The organism is Ruminococcus flavefaciens 007c, assembly GCF_000571935.1.
Lineage (GTDB): Bacteria > Bacillota > Clostridia > Oscillospirales > Ruminococcaceae > Ruminococcus > Ruminococcus flavefaciens_F.
Genome location: NZ_ATAX01000006.1, coordinates 98,778 through 118,817 on the forward strand (window position 1 = coordinate 98,778; position 20,040 = coordinate 118,817).

General features: G+C 48.4%; 14 protein-coding genes and 1 other annotated feature. Of the genes, 10 read left to right on the top strand and 4 right to left on the bottom strand.

Annotated elements, in window-relative coordinates:
- Window positions 1-35: 35 nt before the first annotated feature.
- Complete coding sequence (locus RF007C_RS01090) at window positions 36-1,505, top strand: DUF1846 domain-containing protein (RefSeq protein WP_019679503.1); 1,470 nt, start codon at window positions 36-38, stop codon at window positions 1,503-1,505.
- A gap of 71 nt (window positions 1,506-1,576) precedes the next feature.
- Here RF007C_RS01090 and RF007C_RS01095 read toward each other — a convergent pair whose 3' ends face one another.
- Window positions 1,577-2,569, bottom strand: coding sequence for an RING finger protein (locus RF007C_RS01095; RefSeq protein ID WP_037296510.1), 993 nt, complete (start codon window positions 2,567-2,569; stop codon window positions 1,577-1,579).
- Window positions 2,570-2,766: 197 nt separating this feature from the next.
- Here RF007C_RS01095 and RF007C_RS01100 point away from each other — a divergent pair, with 197 nt between their 5' ends.
- From RF007C_RS01100 to RF007C_RS01135, 8 genes are all read left to right on the top strand, one after another.
- Window positions 2,767-4,038 carry an insulinase family protein gene (locus RF007C_RS01100; RefSeq protein ID WP_037296511.1) on the top strand — a complete coding sequence of 424 codons (1,272 nt, stop codon included), beginning with the start codon at window positions 2,767-2,769 and terminating at the stop codon, window positions 4,036-4,038.
- The gene (gene yfmH / locus RF007C_RS01105; protein WP_037296512.1) at window positions 4,031-5,308 is read left to right on the top strand and encodes an EF-P 5-aminopentanol modification-associated protein YfmH; all 1,278 of its coding nucleotides are present in this window, start codon (window positions 4,031-4,033) and stop codon (window positions 5,306-5,308) included. The genes RF007C_RS01100 and yfmH overlap by 8 nt, the downstream gene beginning before the upstream one ends.
- A 4-nt stretch (window positions 5,309-5,312) precedes the next feature.
- Window positions 5,313-6,530: a prolipoprotein diacylglyceryl transferase gene (gene lgt, locus RF007C_RS01110; protein WP_037296513.1), complete on the top strand. Its 1,218-nt coding sequence runs from the start codon at window positions 5,313-5,315 to the stop codon at window positions 6,528-6,530.
- A complete protein-coding gene (gene folD / locus RF007C_RS01115) occupies window positions 6,531-7,388 on the top strand; it encodes a bifunctional methylenetetrahydrofolate dehydrogenase/methenyltetrahydrofolate cyclohydrolase FolD (protein ID WP_037296514.1) in 858 nt (285 codons plus the stop codon). It abuts the gene before it with no gap.
- 128 nt (window positions 7,389-7,516) lie between these two features.
- A complete protein-coding gene (locus RF007C_RS01120; RefSeq protein WP_037296515.1) occupies window positions 7,517-8,923 on the top strand; it encodes a sodium-dependent transporter in 1,407 nt (468 codons plus the stop codon).
- Between the two features lie 419 nt (window positions 8,924-9,342).
- Window positions 9,343-10,893, top strand: coding sequence for an MBOAT family O-acyltransferase (locus RF007C_RS01125; RefSeq protein WP_343203223.1), 1,551 nt, complete (start codon window positions 9,343-9,345; stop codon window positions 10,891-10,893).
- 21 nt (window positions 10,894-10,914) lie between these two features.
- The gene (locus RF007C_RS16170; RefSeq protein WP_051456461.1) at window positions 10,915-11,856 is read left to right on the top strand and encodes a GDSL-type esterase/lipase family protein; all 942 of its coding nucleotides are present in this window, start codon (window positions 10,915-10,917) and stop codon (window positions 11,854-11,856) included.
- Window positions 11,857-11,913: 57 nt separating this feature from the next.
- Window positions 11,914-13,230 (top strand): protein kinase domain-containing protein, encoded by a 1,317-nt coding sequence (locus RF007C_RS01135; RefSeq protein WP_037296516.1) that lies wholly within the window; start codon window positions 11,914-11,916, stop codon window positions 13,228-13,230.
- Between the two features lie 51 nt (window positions 13,231-13,281).
- Here the strand turns inward: RF007C_RS01135 and RF007C_RS01140 are convergent, their stop codons facing one another.
- Together RF007C_RS01140 and RF007C_RS01145 are read right to left on the bottom strand one after the other, a co-directional pair.
- Complete coding sequence (locus RF007C_RS01140; protein WP_037296517.1) at window positions 13,282-13,566, bottom strand: hypothetical protein; 285 nt, start codon at window positions 13,564-13,566, stop codon at window positions 13,282-13,284.
- Between the two features lie 75 nt (window positions 13,567-13,641).
- Window positions 13,642-14,913: a hemolysin family protein gene (locus RF007C_RS01145; RefSeq protein WP_037296518.1), complete on the bottom strand. Its 1,272-nt coding sequence runs from the start codon at window positions 14,911-14,913 to the stop codon at window positions 13,642-13,644.
- A 240-nt stretch (window positions 14,914-15,153) separates the two neighbouring features.
- On the opposite strand from RF007C_RS01145, the gene RF007C_RS01150 reads away from it, so the two are divergent.
- Window positions 15,154-16,740 (top strand): S1C family serine protease, encoded by a 1,587-nt coding sequence (locus RF007C_RS01150; RefSeq protein ID WP_037296519.1) that lies wholly within the window; start codon window positions 15,154-15,156, stop codon window positions 16,738-16,740.
- 195 nt (window positions 16,741-16,935) lie between these two features.
- On the opposite strand, the gene RF007C_RS01155 is transcribed toward RF007C_RS01150, so the two are convergent.
- On the bottom strand, window positions 16,936-19,557 hold the full coding sequence (locus RF007C_RS01155; RefSeq protein WP_037296520.1) for a valine--tRNA ligase: 2,622 nt from the start codon (window positions 19,555-19,557) through the stop codon (window positions 16,936-16,938).
- A 63-nt stretch (window positions 19,558-19,620) separates the two neighbouring features.
- Window positions 19,621-19,858: a binding site (T-box leader), on the bottom strand.
- Window positions 19,859-20,040: the final 182 nt, after the last annotated feature.

The window sequence follows — 20,040 nt, forward strand, 5'->3', positions numbered from 1 at the left end:
TAATTTATATTATTATTACGGGAGGAACGTTAAAAATGAGTACCAGGATCGGATTCGACAATGAAAAATACCTGAAAATGCAGTCTGAGCATATCAGACAAAGAATATCGCAGTTCGGCGATAAGCTCTACCTTGAATTCGGAGGAAAGCTCTTCGACGATTATCACGCTTCAAGGGTACTGCCCGGCTTCAAGCCCGACAGCAAGCTCCAGATGCTTCTCCAGCTCAAGGACGACGCAGAGATAGTGATAGTTATCAATTCCGACGATATCGAAAAGAACAAGGTAAGAGGAGATCTTGGTATCACCTACGATATCGACGTTATCCGCCTTTTAAACGTTTTCACAAAGATCGGACTCTATGTCAGCAGCGTAGTTCTCACCCGTTACGACGAACAGCCCACAGCCGATGCCTTCCAGAAGAGACTTGAAGCACTCGGCGTAAAGGTATATCATCATTACAGTATAAAGGGCTATCCCTCGAACCTTCAGTACATCATCAGCGACGAGGGCTACGGCAAAAACGATTATATCGAGACCTCCCGCAGACTTGTGGTAATAACTGCTCCCGGCCCCGGAAGCGGAAAAATGGCCACCTGCCTTTCACAGCTCTACCACGAGCACAAGAGAGGCGTTGACGCAGGCTACGCAAAGTTCGAGACCTTCCCGATATGGAACCTTCCTCTCCGTCACCCCGTAAATATCGCCTATGAGGCTGCAACTGCCGACCTCAATGACGTAAATATGATAGATCCCTTCCATCTTGAAGCGTACAACAAGACTACCGTAAACTACAACAGAGACGTTGAGATCTTCCCCGTACTCAATGCAATGTTTGAAAATATCCTCGGCGAGTCGCCCTACAAGTCCCCTACGGATATGGGCGTAAATATGGCCGGAAACTGTATAGTTGACGACGATGCCGTATGCGAGGCGGCAAGACAGGAGATCATCCGCCGCTACTATACCGGTATGTGCGACAACAGAAAGGGACTTATCTCCATTGAAGAGGTAATGAAGCTGGAGCTCCTTATGAAGCAGGCAAATGTTACTCCCGAGGACAGAAAGGTTGTAGCAGCTGCCCTTGAAAAGGAAAATGCCACAAACGGCCCCGCTGCCGCAATGGAGCTTCCCGACGGTACCATACTCACAGGCCGCACATCGGAGCTTCTCGGTGCAGTATCCGCACTTCTCCTCAACGCTCTGAAGCACTTTGCAAAGATAGATGATGAGATACTTCTCATGTCACCTCACGTAATCGAGCCCATAATGGAGCTCAAGGTAAATCATCTCGGCAACAACAATCCGAGAATGCACACAGACGAGATGCTTCTTGCTCTTTCCATATGTGCAAACACGGACGAGAACGCCAAGAAGGCCATGGAGCAGATCTCAAAGCTCCGCGGCTGCGAAGTACACTCAACAGTCATCCTTTCTTCCGTTGACGAGCGTATCTTCAAGCGTCTGGGCATCAATCTCACCTGCGAGCCAAAGTACGAAACATGATCCTAAAGGTACATATATAAAACAGCCCCGGAGCATTGACTGCTCCGGGGCTGTTTGGTTATTCCGCATTGTTACCTGAATATCAGCAGGCTGAGAGTGCTGAAGTCCTTCATTGTAGAGAACATCTCATATCCAACGAATACCGCAGCGATAGCACCGAGTGCAAGACCGTACTTTATAAGCAGGATGAAGATCATGTTCAGAGGCTTTATGCCGCCTGATCTCTTTATCTGCACAGGCATGGCGTTGCGCTTTTTCAGCTTTTTCAGCGAACGCATCGAAAACCTGTAATACAGCCAGTTTGAAAAGAAACAGCAGAGCGCTCTTGCGCTTATGTCCACTGCAAGTCCTATATCTCCGAGATTTCTGAGTACGCGGGTATTGTTTGAAAGGAACCTCGCCGTCTCTCCGGGTATCTGATCCACATATTCCTTTGCATAGAGCAGAAGATCAGCCGGAAGATTGAACAGTATGCCGAGAACTGCCGCAGCTATGGCCCAGCCCCACATTCTTCTGTTGGCAAAGAAAAGCGACGGAAACATCATCGCAAGGATATTTATGGAAGGTCTTGCTCCCTCCTCGTTCATTCGCTTGAACTTCGGAAGATAGTACATTGTATTGGAACCGATAAAATCGCTTACCTCGCGGAGCTTGACTCCGCCCATGTCCTCCTCCGAATCATATCCGAGATATTTAATAGGATCTATTATATCATCATTATCATGAGGCGAGAAGGTATCTTTCCACTGCTCTTCAGCTCTTTCCCTCTGATCATTCTCCGAAACAGGTCTTATATCCGAGATCTCCGTTCCGCAGCGTCTGCAGTTGCGGTCATCGGGAGAATTGGTGAATCTGCATACGGGACAGATCCTGAAGCGGATTTTTGTCTCATTCATGCGCTCCCACTTTCTGCCTGTGGAGTGGTATTCCTCATTAGCGCATTTTTTCTCCGCGGCGTAACACGATCTGTGATGAGGTGTGCCGCAGTCAGGGCAGACTACTATGTCGTCATCAGCTGTGAATATCTTTTCACAAACAGGACACTTTTCACCGATATAGTCCATTATTCTGCCTCCATTCCGTTTACTTGTGAATACACATTATATATTATACCACTTATGTGCGGTAAAAATCAAGTATTTCAGCAGAATATCACTCACTTTACTCGGAATTTTTAAAAATTTCAGAAATACTATGGTAATTTCTGCTCGGTTGTGTTATAATAAACTGTATAGCTTTTTATGATAGGAGAGTAAACCTGATGATATATAAACGGTCTGAACTTGGCAGTGGTATCGGTTTTACATCTATGATAGACGATAAATTCAAGACCTGTGCTCTTGCGATATACTTCCTGACGGAGCTGAGTGAGGAAACTGCGGCAGTTAACAATCTCGCCACGGGAATACTCACGGTTTCCGGCAGCAGGTATCCCACCTATGCAGCCCTGTGCGAGAAGCTCTCGGAGCTTTACGGTGCAGGACTGGGTTCCTCCGCAAGAAAGAAGGGCGACGCTCAGCTGCTGGGCTTCAAGGCCTCATGGCTGGATAACAGATACGCCATAGACGGCGAGGATATAGGCGGAGAAATGCGCGAGCTCATCAAGGACTGCCTGTTCTGCCCCAATGTCAAAAACGGAGCCTTTGACGAGGCTTCTTTTGCAATAGTAAAAAAGGATCTCCTCGACCGTATCGACGGAGAGCTTAACCAGAAGCGCAGCTACGCCATATCAAGGGCAGCAAAGATAGCCTACCGCGGCGAGCCTGCCGAATGTACGGGCTACGGAAGCAAGGAGGCTGCTCTCGCGGCCACCCCCGCCGAAGCCTTCGCGGCCTACAAAAGGCTGCTCAGTACGGCACAGATAGAGATATATTACGTATCTCCCCATGAGGACGATTCCTTTGCGGAGATGTTCAGAGAGAGCTTCGGAAATATCGAAAGAGCTCCCATAGCTGTGAATATACGCAGCCACAGCCCGCTGAAGGCAGTCCCCGAGACCGTATCCGAGGAATTCGACGTCAACCAGTGCAAGAACGTCATGGTGTTCAAAACCGACTCCGATGACAGGTACGCACTGAAAATGGCAAGTATAATACTTGGCGAAATGCCCTTTTCAAAGCTTTTCCTCAATGTCCGCGAAAAGCTCAGTCTCTGCTACTACTGCTCAAGCAGCTCTGTTTCCGCAAAGGGAGCATTTTTCATAGACAGCGGCGTTGAAAGAGACAAGCTCGGCGAGGCTCAGGCAGAGATACTTGCTCAGCTCGACGAGATAAGGAACGGAAACATTACCGACGAGGAGATAGAAAGCTCCCTCATGGCTCTGGACAATGCTGTCCTTCAGGTGGGAGATACTCCGTCTTCGTATATAAACTGGTATTTCGACTGCTTCTGCGACGGAGAGAATATAACTCCCCGGGAGCATTTCAAGCGGTTCACTGAGGTGACCAGGGAAAGGATAGCCGAGGCCGCAAGATCTCTCAGGCCCGACTGTACCTATCTGATGCTCAATAAGGAGGTGCAGCCGGATGAATAAGGAGATACTTACAAGCAGCCGCACAGGCGACAGCTGCATACACGTAAAGCACAGCAGCGGACTCGATATATATATTTGCGAAATGCCCGGCTTCAGCAGCATCGAAGCTCTCATCGGCACGAAATACGGCTCTGTGAACAATATTTTCAAAAATGCGGGAGACAGCGGCTATACTTCCGTCCCGGAGGGCATAGCCCACTTTCTGGAACACAAGCTCTTCGAAAACGAGGACTGCGGAGTTTTTGAGCTCTACGCCAGAACAGGAGCCTCCTGCAACGCCTTTACCTCCTTTGACAAGACCTGTTACCTTTTCAGCTGTTCAAAGAACTATGAGGAGAATCTGGGGATACTGCTGGATTTCGTCCAGAAGCCCTATTTCACCAAGGAAAACGTGGACAAGGAAATGGGTATAATCAGTCAGGAGATAAAAATGACCAATGATAATCCCGAATGGCGTGTATTTTTCAATATGCTTGGCTGTATGTACAGCGCTCACCCAGTAAAGATCGACATCGCGGGAACCGTTGAGAGCATTTCCCGTATAGACGCCGATCTGCTGTACAAATGCTATGACGCCTTCTATAACCTGAATAATATGGTTCTTTCAATAGCCGGCAATATCAGCGCCGACAAGGTGCTGGAGATATGCGACCGCTGTCTGAAGCCTAGCGAAGACAAGGGACTTGAGACCGTTTTTCCCGAGGAGCCTGCGGAGATAATCAAGTCAGAGATCAGCGAAAAACAGCCCATCGGTGCTTCTATATTCAATCTCGGATACAAATGCTCTCCCAAAAACGGAGAAGAAAGGCTCCGAGACATCGCGTCAGCTTCCACTGCTACGGCTCTGCTCACAGATCCTGCTCTGCCGATGTGTGAAAAGCTCCTGAATGAGGGTATCATCAACTCCACCTTCGGCGGCGAGGTATTCTACGGAAACGGCTATTTCACCGTATTCTTCTCAGGAGAATCAGACTCCCCCGAGGTCATAAGAGAGGCTCTTTTCAGAGAGATAGACAGACTCATAACCGACGGAATAGCAGACAAGGACTTCCAGCGCATCAAAAAGACCGCCTACGGCCTTATGATACGCGAACTCAACAACGTTGAAGCTGTGGCCAACCTCATGCTGAACTCGCATATGGACGGCACAGGTCCTTACGACGCAATAAACGTTCTCTCGGATCTTACCCGCGAGGACGTTACAGATTATATGCGCAGAGAAATGCGCCCCGACAGATGCGTTCTGTCTGTAATAGAAAAGGAGGTATAACCCTATGAACGAAACAACACTCTTAGAACCCCATGAAATACGATTCCCGGAACTCGGCTGGAAATTCAGCATTGATCCCACCGCCTTTACAGTATTCGGAATACAGATACAGTGGTACGGCATCCTTATCACTATCGGACTGATACTTGCCCTTATCTATGTTCTCCCCAAGACAAAGCGCTTCGGTATCGACCCGGACAGAGCCATTGATGTTATCATCGGCGGCGTTATCGGCGGAATCATCGGTGCAAGGCTTTATTACGTGCTCATGCGCTGGGACGAGTACAAATGGGACCTTAAAGCGATAATCAATACCCGTCAGGGAGGTCTCGCCATATACGGAGGTATCATCGGTGCCTTCCTTGTGGGATATATCATAGCAAGGATACGCAAGGTAAGAGCTCTCCCCATGCTGGACGTTACGGTGCTGGGACTTCTTATAGGCCAGGGCATCGGACGCTGGGGCAACTTCGTTAATCAGGAGGCCTTCGGTACAAACACAGGCTCCTTCCTCGGCATGACAGGCGGCACGATACAGCGTACCATCGCCGACGGTATGTCCATGGACGGAGATATGTACAAGAACGGTCTGGAAATGCTCTGGGAAAAGCCCGTACACCCCTGCTTCCTTTATGAGTCGGTATGGTGTCTGCTGGGATTTGTAATACTCGCATTCCTTTCAAAGCGCAGAAAGTACGACGGACAGATCTTCCTCATGTACCTTGCATGGTACGGAGCCGAGCGCTTCCTGGTGGAGGGACTCCGAACAGACAGCCTTATGCTTGGAAATATCCGTGTTTCTCAGGCATTATCGGCTATTATATTCGTAGTATCGGTAATACTCCAGATAATATTCTTCATAAGAAGGAAACGCGATCCCGAGTGCTTTGAGCTTTACTCCAACACCGAGGAATCACACAAGCTCATCGAAGAGAGCCGCAGAAAGCGCATGGGCATCTCCAAGGAGGACGCCAAGGCAGGCAGCAGCGACGACGATGAGGATCTTGACATCTTCAATGACGATGACGACGACTTCGACGAGGACGAGCTCGGCGCAGAGAACTCCATACTCGGCGGCGATGACGACGATGATGAAGATGACGAAAATGACGAGTTTGTTCCCCATATCGCAGGGGAAAACACTGACAGCGAAAATGCGGACGATGAGTCCGATGACGATACAGAGGACGAAGCGTCCGATGATAACAAGGAGGATAAATAAATGGCACAGATAATCGACGGAAAAGCAGTTTCAGCAGCAGTAAAGGCTGAGGTAGCAGAGGAAACAGCAAAGCTCAGGGACGCAAAAGGTCTCAAGGTAGGTCTTGCGGTAGTTATCGTAGGCAACGATCCCGCTTCAAGAGTTTACGTCAACAACAAGAAGAAGGCCTGCGAGGCAGTGGGCTTCCAGTCCTTTGAGTATGCAATGGAGGAAAATACCACTCAGGAGCAGCTCCTTGACCTGGTAAACGTACTTAACCGCGACGACAGAGTAAACGGTATACTCGTTCAACTCCCTCTTCCCAAGCATATCGACGAAAAGGCTGTTATCAACGCTATATCGCCCGATAAGGACGTTGACGCCTTCCACCCCATTAACGTTGGCAAAATAATGATCGGCGAATACTCCTTCCTGCCCTGCACTCCTGCTGGCGTTATGCGCCTTATCGAGAGCACAGGCACTGACATCACAGGAAAGCAGTGTGTTGTTATCGGAAGAAGCAATATCGTAGGCAAGCCCCAGGCTATGCTCCTTCTTCAGAAGAACGGCACCGTTACCATATGCCACTCCAAGACCAGGAACCTCAAGGAGATCTGCCTCGGAGCCGATATTCTCGTAGTTGCCATCGGAAGAGCCAACTTCGTTACAGGCGATATGATAAAGGAAGGCGCTGTTGTTATCGACGTCGGCATGAACCGCCTCGACAACGGCAAGCTCTGCGGTGACGTTGAGTTTGAATCTGCCGAGAAAAAGGCTTCCTTCATCACTCCCGTACCGGGAGGCGTTGGCCCCATGACTATCGCTATGCTTATGAAGAACACACTTACCGCTGCAAAACAGCAGGCAGGCATAGAATAAGCATAAGATCATGGGATCCTGTTCCATAATAACAGATAAGGTCTGAAAGCGGCTGCAAACCGCTTTCAGGCTTTGCTTCTTTATGAGCCCGGCATCAGGTATAAGACAAACGAAAGGAATGTATCCAAATGAAAACTGAAAACAAGACAGCTTCTTCAAGAGGAGGCTTTGGCTCAAAGATAGGCTTTGTACTGGCTGCGGCAGGCTCTGCGGTAGGTCTGGGCAATATCTGGCGTTTCCCTTACCTTGCAGCCAGATACGGCGGCGGTATCTTCCTGCTGGTATATCTTATCTTTGCTGTTACCTTCGGCTTTACCCTTATGCTCACCGAGATCGCTATCGGCAGACGCACGGGAAAAAGTGTTATCGGCGCATATAAGACCGTAGACAGACACTTTGCTCCCATGGGGCTCCTCGCAGCTGTAATACCTGCGCTTATCCTCCCCTATTACTGCGTTATCGGAGGCTGGGTGCTAAAATATATGACCGTATTCATCACAGGCGGAGGTGAGACCGCTTCCGCTGCAGAGTACACAGTGGGCGGCAGCGAAACAAAGCTTTCATTCTTCGAGCACTTTATCAGTCTGTTTGAACAGCCTGCAATATTCTTTATCATATACGTGCTCCTCACTTCCGCGGTGGTTTTTCTGGGTGTGGAAAAGGGCATTGAAAAATTAAGCAAGTTCCTTATGCCCGTACTTCTTATCCTTATAGTAGGCATCTCTGTCTACACTCTCACTCTCGACGGTGCGGCAGACGGCCTGAAGTATTATCTCTTTCCCGATTTCAAGGGATTCACTGCTTCAAAGCTGCTGAAGACCATTGCAGCTGCCTGCGGCCAGCTTTTCTACTCCATGTCCATAGCCATGGGTATCATGATCACTTACGGCTCATATATGCGCAAGGACGACTCTCTCGAAAGCTCGGTAAGACAGATAGAGATATTCGATACTGCCGTAGCCTTCCTTGCAGGTCTTATAATCGTTCCAGCCGTGTTCGTATTCTCCGGTGGTGACAAGTCCGCTCTCCACGCAGGTCCGGGACTTATGTTCATAACCCTGCCCAAGGTATTCGCTTCAATGCCCGCAGGTCAGGTCATCGGAACCGCTTTCTTCATACTCGTTTCCCTTGCAGCTCTTACATCTTCAATATCCCTCATGGAAACTGTGGTCGCTGTTGTCATGGAGAAATTCAGACTCAGCAGAGCAAAGAGCTGTCTTGCGGTCATTGCCGTGACGCTTGCCATCGGTATGCTCTCGGTACTCGGATACAGCGTCTGGGCTGACTTCAAGCTCTTCGGTATGCAGATACTCGACTTCTTCGATTTCACCACCAATAACATCATGATGCCTGTACTCTCATTCTTCACCTGCATACTCATAGGCTTCAGGGTAAAGACAAAATACATAGAGGAGGAAGTAATGTTCGGCGAAAAGCGCTTCCGCTCTAAGCTCCTTTACAGCGTGATGATAAAGTATATCTGCCCCGTCTGCATGATAATGATACTCATTACGCCCTTTGTTACAAAGATATAACCGCGGGAAGCAGCAGTTTTCCCGACAGCGGCAGCTCCGTCAGAACGCAGGGCTGCCGCTTTTTTATCCTCCTGATACAGTGAAGATGAACCGCCCTCTGTATACAGGCGAAAAAATGCGGAATTTCAACGAAAAACCATTGAATTTCAGAAAAAAAGTTTTTTATTTCTGCGTTTTATACAAAACAGATGCTCCGTTTTTGTCGATTACGACGGGAGCTGTGATTCTATTGTCGAAAGATGCAGAAATTTGACCCCTTTAGCCTGCTGTTTACTGCAAATTGCCACATTATTCCAAAGCTATTGACATTTAATTAGCAAACGTGTAAAATAATAGTGTATGAGTTTTTATGATGCTATTTTTCGCAGTTCGGAAAGAAAAGCATATTGATATAAAAAGAACAAAAGATTTTACAAAGGGTGGTATATTTGGTTTTCAGCAGCCTGGAATTTATTTTCATATTCCTTCCTGTTTTTATGATAGCCTATTCGGCTTCACGAAAAGAGTTAAGAGATGCTATTATATTCATCGGAAGCATTGCATTCGGCATAGTTACCTACCGCAAGCTACATATCCATAACATCCTCCCCACCATGCTGTTCGTGATGGCAGCTCTGGCGGTATTTGTCGGTATTTATCTTGCCTCACAAAGGGAATACCGTAACCTGATAATCTTCGCGGGAAGCGTTTTCTTCTACAGCCTCGGCGTAAAGGAACCCGTGTACATTATCCTCTTCCTGCTGACTGTTCTGCTCAACTTCATTGTCGGGCAGTTCATCGAAAACAGCCGGCATACCAAAAAGCTGTGGCTCTTATTCGGAGTCCTGTTCAATTTCTGGTGGCTCATATTCTTCAAATACTGGGCATTCGGCACGGAAAACATCAATCACTTCTTCCACCAGAGCCTTACGGTAAAGAATATTATCCTTCCCATAGGTATCAGCTTCTATACCTTCCAGAACGTCTCCTACATAGCTGACGTTTACCGCGGCAAGGCAAAGTCTGAAAAGAAATTCGTCAATTACGGCGCTTACATAAGTATGTTTCCTCAGCTCATCGCAGGTCCTATCGTTACCTATGACCACGTTGCAAAGGAACTGAAAAAACGCACTCACACTGTACAGAAGGTGGAGGACGGCCTCAAGACCTTTACCATTGGTCTGGGCTACAAGGTCCTCATCGCCAACCAGATAGGCGGACTGTGGAGCGATATTTCCACCATAGGCTATGAAAGCATCTCCTCTCCCCTTGCATGGCTGGGTACCTTCGCTTACTCTTTCCAGCTCTATTTCGACTTCTGCGGCTATTCCCTCATGGCTATCGGCCTCGGAAAGATCATGGGCTTTGAGCTGCCGCGCAACTTCGATCATCCGTATATGTCCCTGACTATGACGGAGTTCTGGAGACGCTGGCATATGACTCTCGGTACCTGGTTCAAGGACTATATCTACATACCTCTCGGAGGCAACCGCAAGGGCAGCTTCGCTACTCTCCGCAATACCTTCATAGTATGGCTGTTCACAGGTCTCTGGCACGGCGCAAGCTGGAACTTCGTGCTCTGGGGAATGGTCCTCTTCGTGATAATAATGACCGAAAAGCACTGGACAGGAAAGTTCCTCAACAAGAACAAGATCGTCGGCCATGCGTATATGCTCTTAATCATTCCACTGACATGGCTCATATTTGCCGTTACCGACTTCCATGAGCTGGGCATATACTTCAAGAGACTTCTCCCGTTCCTGCCCCAGAAGACCTTCGCTGTCATGGACAAGGACTACGTACACTACTGGCAGAAATACTGGAAGTACTTCGCGGCAGGTCTGCTGTTCTCGACCAGGATACCCGAAGCTGTGTACAAGAAAATGAAGAACTCTGTCATTACAGCCGTCGCCCTGCTGATAGTATTCTGGGCCTCGGTATACTGTATGTACAGAGGTCTGGACGATCCATTCATGTATTTCAGATTTTAAGGAGAGACAAGCGTGAGTAAAATGAAACAATGTATATATACGGTGATACTGCTGCTCACCTGCGTGGTGGCTTCGCCAAGGATATATAAACAGATATGGAAAAACAGCGAGGTAAGCAAGCCTAAGGCTCCCGCAAAGCCTGCCGTTACCTCACAGACCGAGAAAGAGCCCGAAAAGCCCACTGCGGAAACTCCCGACAGCTCTCAGCCCACATCGGAGAACGAGACTACGGCTCCTGCCGATACGACAGAAACCACTACTGCTCCCGCTGCTCCCGTGAACAACTTCGTTCAGAGCGGTCCTGAGTATTTCAACGACGCTCTGTTCATAGGCGATTCCCGTACAGTGGGCATACGTGACTACGGTACGCTGAAAAATGCGGATTACTTCTGCGACATCGGTCTTTCGGCATACAAGATAGACAATGCCTATGTCAACGGCAATACGGTCTGGGGCACCCTCAACGCAAAGAAGTACGGCAAGATATACGTTATGCTGGGTATAAATGAGGTCGGAAACGACATAGAATCCACTGTTGCGGCTTACAGAAAGCTTGTGGACGGCATACGCGAGGTGCAGCCCGACGCTGTGATATACCTTATGGCCAATCTCCATGTTACACTGGGATACGAAAACAATGTTATCAACAATGAGCGCATAAATATGCTCAACAGCCGTATAAACGAGATGGCAGACATCAATAAAAATATATGCTACATCGATGAGAATGAGACCTTTGACAACACCGAGGGCGCTCTCCAGGACGATATAACCAGCGACGGCGCACATCTGCTGGCTAAATACTACTCGAACTGGTGTGAATGGCTCTGTTCCAATACTCTGTCTGTGGGCGGAGCTCCTGCAGAAACTCCGCAGGCTCCCGGACCGGAGATACCGGCGGCAACAGAAGCTGCTCCCGCTACCACGAGACTTCCTCAGAATGAGGAATTTTCAAATCAATGATCATTCGGGCGGACTCCTCCGCCTGAATCCATATAGGGATTATGAAAGGAGTCAATTATGGCAGAATTAAAAGTAGGCTACAAAGGCAGGACTGTATACAACTCGACCTTTACTATCCTTGAATTCCTCGGCGGAGGCGGTCAGGGAAACGTTTACAGGGTGGAATGCGGCGGCAAGGAAATGGCGCTGAAATGGTATCACAAGTCCACTATCGAAAAAATGAAGAACCCCCAGGAGTTCTATGAGAACCTGAGGGCAAACATAAAAAAAGGAGCTCCCACAAAGAACTTTCTCTGGCCTGTAGAGCTTTCCAACTGGATCGACGGCAGCTTCGGCTATATCATGCCTCTCCGTCCCAATGGCTATGAGGAGCTCACAAGATTCCTGCTCTGGGATCCCAAGACAAGACGCATGAAGGCAAGCTTCGCCAATATTACTGCACGCTGCAATGCCGCTATCAATATCATCGAGGGCTTCCGTGCTCTCCACAACGACGGATACAGTTATCAGGATCTGAATAACGGCAACTTCTTCATCAATCCAGCTAACGGTGATGTGCTCATATGCGACAACGACAACGTTTCCGAAAGAGGCGTGAACTTCGGTATCGCAGGCAAGCAGCGCTATATGGCTCCCGAGGTCGTTATGGGCGGTTCTCCCGACAAACGCTCCGACCGTTTCTCACTGGCTGTCATACTCTTCCGTATGCTCTTCATCGAGCATCCTCTGGAGGGAAAGTATTCTACTCCTCCGTGCATGACTCCCGAGCTTGAAAAGAAGTTCTACGGCGAAGATCCCGTTTTCGTTCTCGATCCCGAGGACGACAGGAATGCCGCAAATAACCAGCTCAACACCAATACTCTCCGTTTCTGGAAGATATACCCCGACTATATCCGCAACCTGTTCATACAGTCCTTCGGCAAGAGCTCTGTAAAGCCTCCCTATGACCGTGTTATCGAGATGACATGGCTGGACGCCTTCGTAAAGCTCAGAAGCGAGACTGTTCCCTGCCCTCACTGCGGCAAGGAGACCTTCATCGCCCCGAAATACTCCGTGAACTGTATGTACTGCGGCGGTCAGCTCACCTGCACCGACAGCATAAAGTTCAAGCGCTTTGAACTGCCTGCTTTCGGCGGCGCCAAGCTCTACGACGGTATGGCAAGCGACACTGAGGGAGACTTCCACAAGATCATCGGCGAGGTCGTCCGCAATAAAAAGGATCCCAGCAAGCACGCTCTCCGCAATCTTTCAGACCAGACATGGTCGGTAAAGCTCCCCGACAACACAGTCAAGAATGTTGAACCTCAGGGCATCATGCCCATAAACAAGGACTATGTCCTCACTATCGGCAGAAGTGAGGGTACTGTAGAATAAAAAAAGCTCCCGAAACAGGTGTACTGCTTCGGGAGCTTTCGTTTTGTCATATTATTTGGGACGCTGTCTGCTGCATATAATCACTGCTCCCATGACAATGAGTGCGGGAGCTGCCGCTATCATCACCATGCCTGCTATTTCCAGGATATTCATATCAAGGAAGAACCTTTGTACAGGATCCATGCCGCCGCCTATAATGCCTATCTTTGGTTCGGGATCGGTAACATAACCTATCCAGCATATGAGCCAGCGGAATCTCCAGTAGTTTATGTATGCTCCTGCAATGAGAAATACAATACCTGTGATCACAAGAAGGTTTCCTTTTTTCTTTTTCATGGCTCTGAACGCCTCACTTTACTCAATAACTGAACGGGCTGCCAAAGGCAGCCCCTGCAATATCAGCTCTTAGTTCTATTCTTCTTCCTCGTCCTCTTCATCGTCATCGTCGGTGGGAAGAACTTCAATAATGACCTTTTCAACGTTCTGCTCATTTACCTCTGCAGCAGTTATGCGGAATATGCCGCTTTCGGCAGTCTCGCCTGCTTCGGGGATATGCTCCATAACATCTGTTACCCAACCGCCGACGGAGGTATAATCCGTAGTTATCATATTCTCGTCAAGATCCAGCATCTCCAGCATATCACTTATGCTCATATCTCCTGCCACCTCGTACTTATCGGGGGCAAGCATCATGATATTAGTCTCTATCTCGTCGTCCTCGTCGTAAATCTCTCCTACCAGTTCCTCGATGATGTCCTCAAGGGTAACGATACCCTTTGTACCGCCGTACTGGTCGATGACTACCGCAAGGTGTACCTTTGAGCGCTGCATATCACGCATAGCCTCGCTGATGAGCTTGGTATCGGCAATATGGGGAACCTCCTGAATTATGGAGGTTATGTCGCTGCCGCCCTCCACGAGCATTTTGAAGAAGGCCTTGTTTGTGATGATACCAAGTATATTGTCAAGGCTTTTCTCATAAACGGGAAGACGTGAATACATCTCTGTGCTGAAAAGCTCCTTTATCTCGTCGATAGTCGAGCCCAGCTCCACTCCCACTACCTTTACTCGCGGGATAAGTATCTCATTTACGTTTATTTCATCAAATTCAAGAGCACTCTTTACCAGCTCGCTCTCCTGCTCTTCGATGACGCCCTGCTCCTCGATCTCATCGATCATATACTTCAGCTCGTCCTCGGTAACACTGGGAGCCTGGTCACCCTTGGCCACTAATGAGGAAAGCTTATTGAGCAGCCATACGAACGGCTTGAACAGAGTTACCAGGAACGACAGCGGCCCTGCAAAGGCAAGAGCCAGCTTTTCCGCGTTCTTCTTTGCATATGATTTCGGCAGCACCTCGCAGAAAATGAGCACCAGCACTGTTATCACGATAGTAGAAACTGCTGCGCCCTTGCTGCCCATAAGTTTTATGAAAACTATGGTACTTACTGATGATGTGGCAATATTGACGATATTATTTCCTATGAGCACCGCCGTGAGGACCTGGTCAAAACGGTTCGCAAGCTTCAGTGCCTTTTTCGCCTTTTTGCTTCCCTGAGCCTCATAGTTCTTGAGACGGAGCTTGTTCACGCTGGAATAAGCTGTCTCTGTACCTGAGAATACCGCAGAAAAGATCATCATTGCTACGACCAGAACTATTTTCCATATGTCTGAACTGTCCATAAGATCCCTTTCCTTATATAATAATGTTACTATTATATCATATATCTCTGAATAATGCAAGGGCTGATTTTCCATGTTTTAACACTGTTTTCACATTGCCGCCCGAATTGTGATAGAATTTACACAAAAACTTCTCAAAAGCTATACAATTACCGCAAACTTATTTCACATACACCAAATATAATATAATCAAAGCTTGAGGGAAACCTCAGAAAGAAACTGAAAGGAAAAGTGATCATCATGAATGAGTACAATTATAATTACAATCCCCAGCAGGACAATCAGAATGAATATAACGGCTTCAGCGCTGACGGAGGCAACTCCCCCAAGAAGCCGAAAAAGCATACAGGCATCAAGGCTGCTGCTATGGTAATGGCAATGGCTGTTGTATCAGCAGGTTCTATCGGTGCTTACCGCTATTTCGCAGGTGAGAGCTTTTCAAAGAGCTCTCTGGTAGAGGATATTGACAAGGACGTTGAAAAGACCGCAAAGGAGACCTCCAAGGACATCATGAAGGCTCAGACAGTCAGCATAATCGATCCTGTGGAAGCTGACGGCAAGGCTCTTTCCACTGAAGAAGCCGTAAAGAAAATCCTCCCCTCTGTTGTCGGCATCGAGTCCACCTTTGAGGCTGTGAACTTCCAGTCACAGATGCCAAGCGATTTCTTTGATTTTGGCGGCTTCGGATTCAACTTCGGCGAGCAGACACCTTCAACAAAACAGTATAAGGGTACAGGTACAGGCGTTATCGTTTCAGAAAACGGCTACATCGTTACAAACGCCCATGTAATATACGACAGCGAATACGGTGCAGAAAAGGCTCAGGAAGTTTCTGTTCTTCTTTCAAATGACAAGACCTATGACGCTGAGATCATCGGCTACGATACAGACCTTGATCTGGCAGTTCTCAAGATCGACGAAACAGGTCTCACAGCTGCAGAGTTCGGCAACAGCGATAACCTCCAGCTTGGTGAGTCAGTTATAGCCATCGGCAATCCTCTCGGATTTGAGCTCATGAACACAGTTACAGGCGGTATGATCTCAGGTCTTGACCGTGATATCACCATAGCCGATAAGCCCATGAACCTTATCCAGACCGATGCGGCCATCAATTCGGGCAATTCCGGCGGACCGCTCATCAATAAATACGGTCAGGTTATCGGTATCAACTCCTCAAAGATGTCTTCGTCCTACTCCACATCCGGAGCATCTATCGAGGGTATCGGATTTGCTATACCTTCTAACTTAACTGCTTCCATTATCGACGATATCATGAAGTACGGCTATGTTACAGGAAAGCCTCAGCTCGGTATCTCCTGCCAGGACGTCTCAGAGTCTGCTTCCAAGATGTACAATATGCCCGTAGGCGTATTCGTCGGCAGCGTAAACAAGGGCAGTGCCGCTGATAAAGCAGGCATCAAGGAAAACGACATTATCGTTGCTGTAAACGGCGTTACCGTAAAGACAACATCTGAGCTCACTGCTCAGAAAAACAAGTATTCCGCCGGCGATACCATCGAGATCACTCTCATAAGGAACGGTGAGGAAAAGACCGTTGAAGCAACTCTCGATGCAAAGGAAGAGCCAAAGGAAAAGGATTCTGACAACGACAAGGAAGAAAACAAGAAGAAGGACAACGACGAAAAGAAGAAGGCCGCCGAAGAGGAAGAGCCTGCCGAGACAGATGACGATGAAAAGGCCGATGAAGAGACCGAAGAAAAGTCTGAAGAGGCTGAAAAGCCCGGTAAAAACAGCAAGGCAGACAAATCAGACCTTCCCGATTTCCTTAAAAAGGGCGATAAGGATCAGACTGACATCGAAGACTGATACATTCATTTTCACTCCATATAATATAAGCAGGCTCCCGCTGTCGGGAGCTTTGCTGTTTTATTAAGAGGAAGGGCTTCACTCGCGAGGCGTCCTCCTCCGTACTCTGCCAAAGGAACACAGTCCATTTTGAGGCACGTTCATTAACTCGGAAGAATATAACGTAAAAAGGGCGCACACTGTGCGCCCTTACTTTTACTTTCTGAATGCTGCGATAGACTGTTCTATCTTTGCCATTTTCTCATCTGCCTTTGCCAGCTTAGCCTTTTCGGCTTCAATGAGCTGTGCGGGAGCCTTTGCGATAAAGCCCTGATTATTCAGCTTTCCGCTGAGGAAGTCTATATCCTTCTGAACCTTAGCCTTTTCCTTCTCAAGACGTGCTATCTCCTTTTCCTTGTCAACCAGCTCGTCCATAGGAATGAAGATACGTGCGGAGTCGGTAACTGCATTGGCAGAATCGGGAATATCGAACTTGTCACCTGTCTCAACAGCGGAAGCGGAAGCAAGCTTCTCGAAGAATACTGCGCAGGAGTTGAAGAGCTCCTTGTCGGCAGTCTCGATAAAAAGCTTAGCCTTTACCGATGGCGGTACGTTCATTTCTGTACGTGTATTTCTTACAGCCTTGATAGCTGAGATTATCTTCTCGAATGCCTTCTCCTCGGCTGTGAAGTCGATAGAAGCATCATATGTGGGATAAGTCTCGAGGATTATCATGGACTTCTCATTGTTGAGTACCTGCCATATCTCCTCTGTGATGAAAGGCATGAAGGGATGGAGAAGCTTCAGCATACCCTGCATAGCCCATACAAGAACTGCCTGAGCCTTTGCCATTGTCTCGCCGCCTGCCTGTATACGGGGCTTTGTGAGCTCGATGTACCAGTCGCAGAATACGTCCCAGATAAAGTCGTATATCTTCTGTGAAGCAACTCCCAGCTCGTACTTGTCAAGGTTCTCGCCAACTTCCTTAGCAAGCTGATTGAACTTATTGACAAGCCACTTGTCCTCTAATTCAAGCTCTGCGGGAAGTCCCTTGAACTCAAAGTCCTCGGGGAGATTCATCATAATGAAACGTGAAGCGTTCCAGAGCTTGTTTGCGAAGTTACGTGCAGCCTTTACCTTGTCGTCGATATAACGCATATCGTTTCCGGGTGAGTTGCCTGTAGCAAGCATGAATCTGAGAGCATCAGCACCGTACTCGTTGATAACTTCAAGCGGATCGATACCGTTGCCCAGTGACTTGGACATCTTGCGTCCCTGTGAGTCACGTACAAGGCCGTGGATAAGAACTGTATCAAAAGGTACCTTGCCCATGTTCTCCAGACCGCTGAACATCATTCTGATTACCCAGAAGAAGATGATGTCATAACCTGTTACGAGAGTATTTGTGGGATAGAAGTATTTCAGATCCTCTGTATTCTCGGGCCAGCCCAGTGTTGAGAAGGGCCAGAGTGCAGAGCTGAACCATGTATCGAGAGTATCGGGATCCTGTCTCATGGGCTTGCCGCACTTGGGACAAACCGCGCTGCTCTCCTTTGTAACTACCATTTCACCGCACTCGTCGCAGTAGAATGCAGGTATCTGATGTCCCCACCAGATCTGACGGGAGATACACCAGTCCTTGATATTTTCAAGCCAGTGGAAGTATATCTTGTCAAAGCGCTCGGGAACGAACTTTGTATCGCCGTTCTTTACGGCAGCGATAGCAGGCTCAGCGAGGGGCTTCATCTTAACGAACCACTGTGTGGAAACCTTGGGTTCAACAGTAGTTCCGCAGCGGTAGCAGGTACCTACGTTATGGCTGTATTCCTCTATCTTAACGAGAGCGCCTTCCTTTTCGAGATCCTCGACTATCTTCTTTCTTGCCTCATAGCGGTCCATGCCTGCATAAGCGGGATAGTCGTCAACGATAGTAGCGTCGTCGTTCATTACATTGATAACAGGGAGGTTATGGCGGAGACCTACCTCGAAGTCATTAGGGTCGTGAGCGGGAGTTATCTTAACTACGCCTGTTCCGAAGTCCATTTCAACATAGTCATCGGCAACGATAGGTATCTCACGATGTACAAGAGGAAGGATAACCGTCTTGCCAACGAGGTCTGTGTAGCGCTCGTCCTTGGGGTTTACAGCTACGGCCGTATCGCCCAGGAGAGTCTCGGGACGGGTGGTAGCAAGCTCCAGATAGCCGTCGGAGTCCTTTATCTTGTAGCGGAGATGCCAGAAATGGCCTGCCTGATCCTCGTAAGTAACCTCAGCGTCCGAAAGTGAAGTCTTACATTTTGGACACCAGTTGATTATACGCTCGCCTCTGTAGATGAGACCTTTTTCGTAGTACTTGATGAAAACTTCCTTAACTGCCTTTGAGCAGCCCTCGTCCATGGTGAAGCGCTCTCTTGACCAGTCGCATGAGGAGCCAAGCTTCTTGAGCTGCTCAACGATACGGCCGCCGTACTGCTTCTTCCACTCCCATGCGCGCTTCATGAAGCCTTCGCGTCCCAGGTCCTCCTTGGTAACGCCTTCCTTGCGCATAGCCTCAACGATCTTAGCCTCTGTTGCAATAGCAGCGTGATCTGTACCGGGAAGCCAAAGTGCGCTGTAGCCGCTCATTCTCTTCCAGCGGATAAGGATATCCTGGAGAGTCTCATCAAGGGCGTGTCCCATGTGGAGCTGTCCTGTGATGTTCGGAGGGGGAATAACTATAGTGTAGGGCGTTTTCTTCAGATCAGCCTCTGCACGAAAGCAGCCCTTTTCGTTCCATGCGGCATAGATACGGTCCTCAAAGTCCTTGGGATCGTATGCCTTTGCAAGTTCCTTTGCCATTCTATCATTCTCCTTTAATGTTATATTGGTCCGTGCAAAATAAAATCGCCCCGAACCGTCAAGGTCCAGGGCGAACTAAAGTCCGTGTTACCACCTGAATTCGGGAATTCTCCCGCACTCTGCGAAGCCGATGAGCTTCTTCCCCTGTAACGTGAGGATCACGCCGCATACTACTGAGCAAAAGCCGTTGGCACGCGAAGCTCCGAAGCTACTTCCGCAAGCCCCTCATACTGCCTTTCACCCTGCGGCAGCTCTCTGAAAATCGGGTCTCCTGCGTACTCCTCTTCATCATCGCCTTTGAATACTCTCCTATTATACACGATAAAATCCCGTTTGTCAAGACGAAAAAAAGAACTGAGAGATGAGAACTTAGATCTAAGAATTGTAAGAGGCTACTACCATTTCATAAAGAGAGGTCAACTGTTCAATCATACATAATTCTTCATCTGTTAACTTGTCAACATATTCTCCGTTTAATATCAT

Coding starts and splice junctions, on each gene's coding strand:
- lgt (WP_037296513.1), top strand. CDS start 5,313: ATGAACGAAACAACACTCTTAGAACCCCATGAAATACGATTCCCGGAA.
- RF007C_RS01095 (WP_037296510.1), bottom strand. CDS start 2,569: ATGGACTATATCGGTGAAAAGTGTCCTGTTTGTGAAAAGATATTCACA.
- RF007C_RS01155 (WP_037296520.1), bottom strand. CDS start 19,557: ATGGCAAAGGAACTTGCAAAGGCATACGATCCCAAGGACTTTGAGGAC.
- RF007C_RS01135 (WP_037296516.1), top strand. CDS start 11,914: ATGGCAGAATTAAAAGTAGGCTACAAAGGCAGGACTGTATACAACTCG.
- RF007C_RS01120 (WP_037296515.1), top strand. CDS start 7,517: ATGAAAACTGAAAACAAGACAGCTTCTTCAAGAGGAGGCTTTGGCTCA.
- RF007C_RS01090 (WP_019679503.1), top strand. CDS start 36: ATGAGTACCAGGATCGGATTCGACAATGAAAAATACCTGAAAATGCAG.
- folD (WP_037296514.1), top strand. CDS start 6,531: ATGGCACAGATAATCGACGGAAAAGCAGTTTCAGCAGCAGTAAAGGCT.
- RF007C_RS01150 (WP_037296519.1), top strand. CDS start 15,154: ATGAATGAGTACAATTATAATTACAATCCCCAGCAGGACAATCAGAAT.
- yfmH (WP_037296512.1), top strand. CDS start 4,031: ATGAATAAGGAGATACTTACAAGCAGCCGCACAGGCGACAGCTGCATA.
- RF007C_RS16170 (WP_051456461.1), top strand. CDS start 10,915: ATGAAACAATGTATATATACGGTGATACTGCTGCTCACCTGCGTGGTG.
- RF007C_RS01140 (WP_037296517.1), bottom strand. CDS start 13,566: ATGAAAAAGAAAAAAGGAAACCTTCTTGTGATCACAGGTATTGTATTT.
- RF007C_RS01100 (WP_037296511.1), top strand. CDS start 2,767: ATGATATATAAACGGTCTGAACTTGGCAGTGGTATCGGTTTTACATCT.
- RF007C_RS01145 (WP_037296518.1), bottom strand. CDS start 14,913: ATGGACAGTTCAGACATATGGAAAATAGTTCTGGTCGTAGCAATGATG.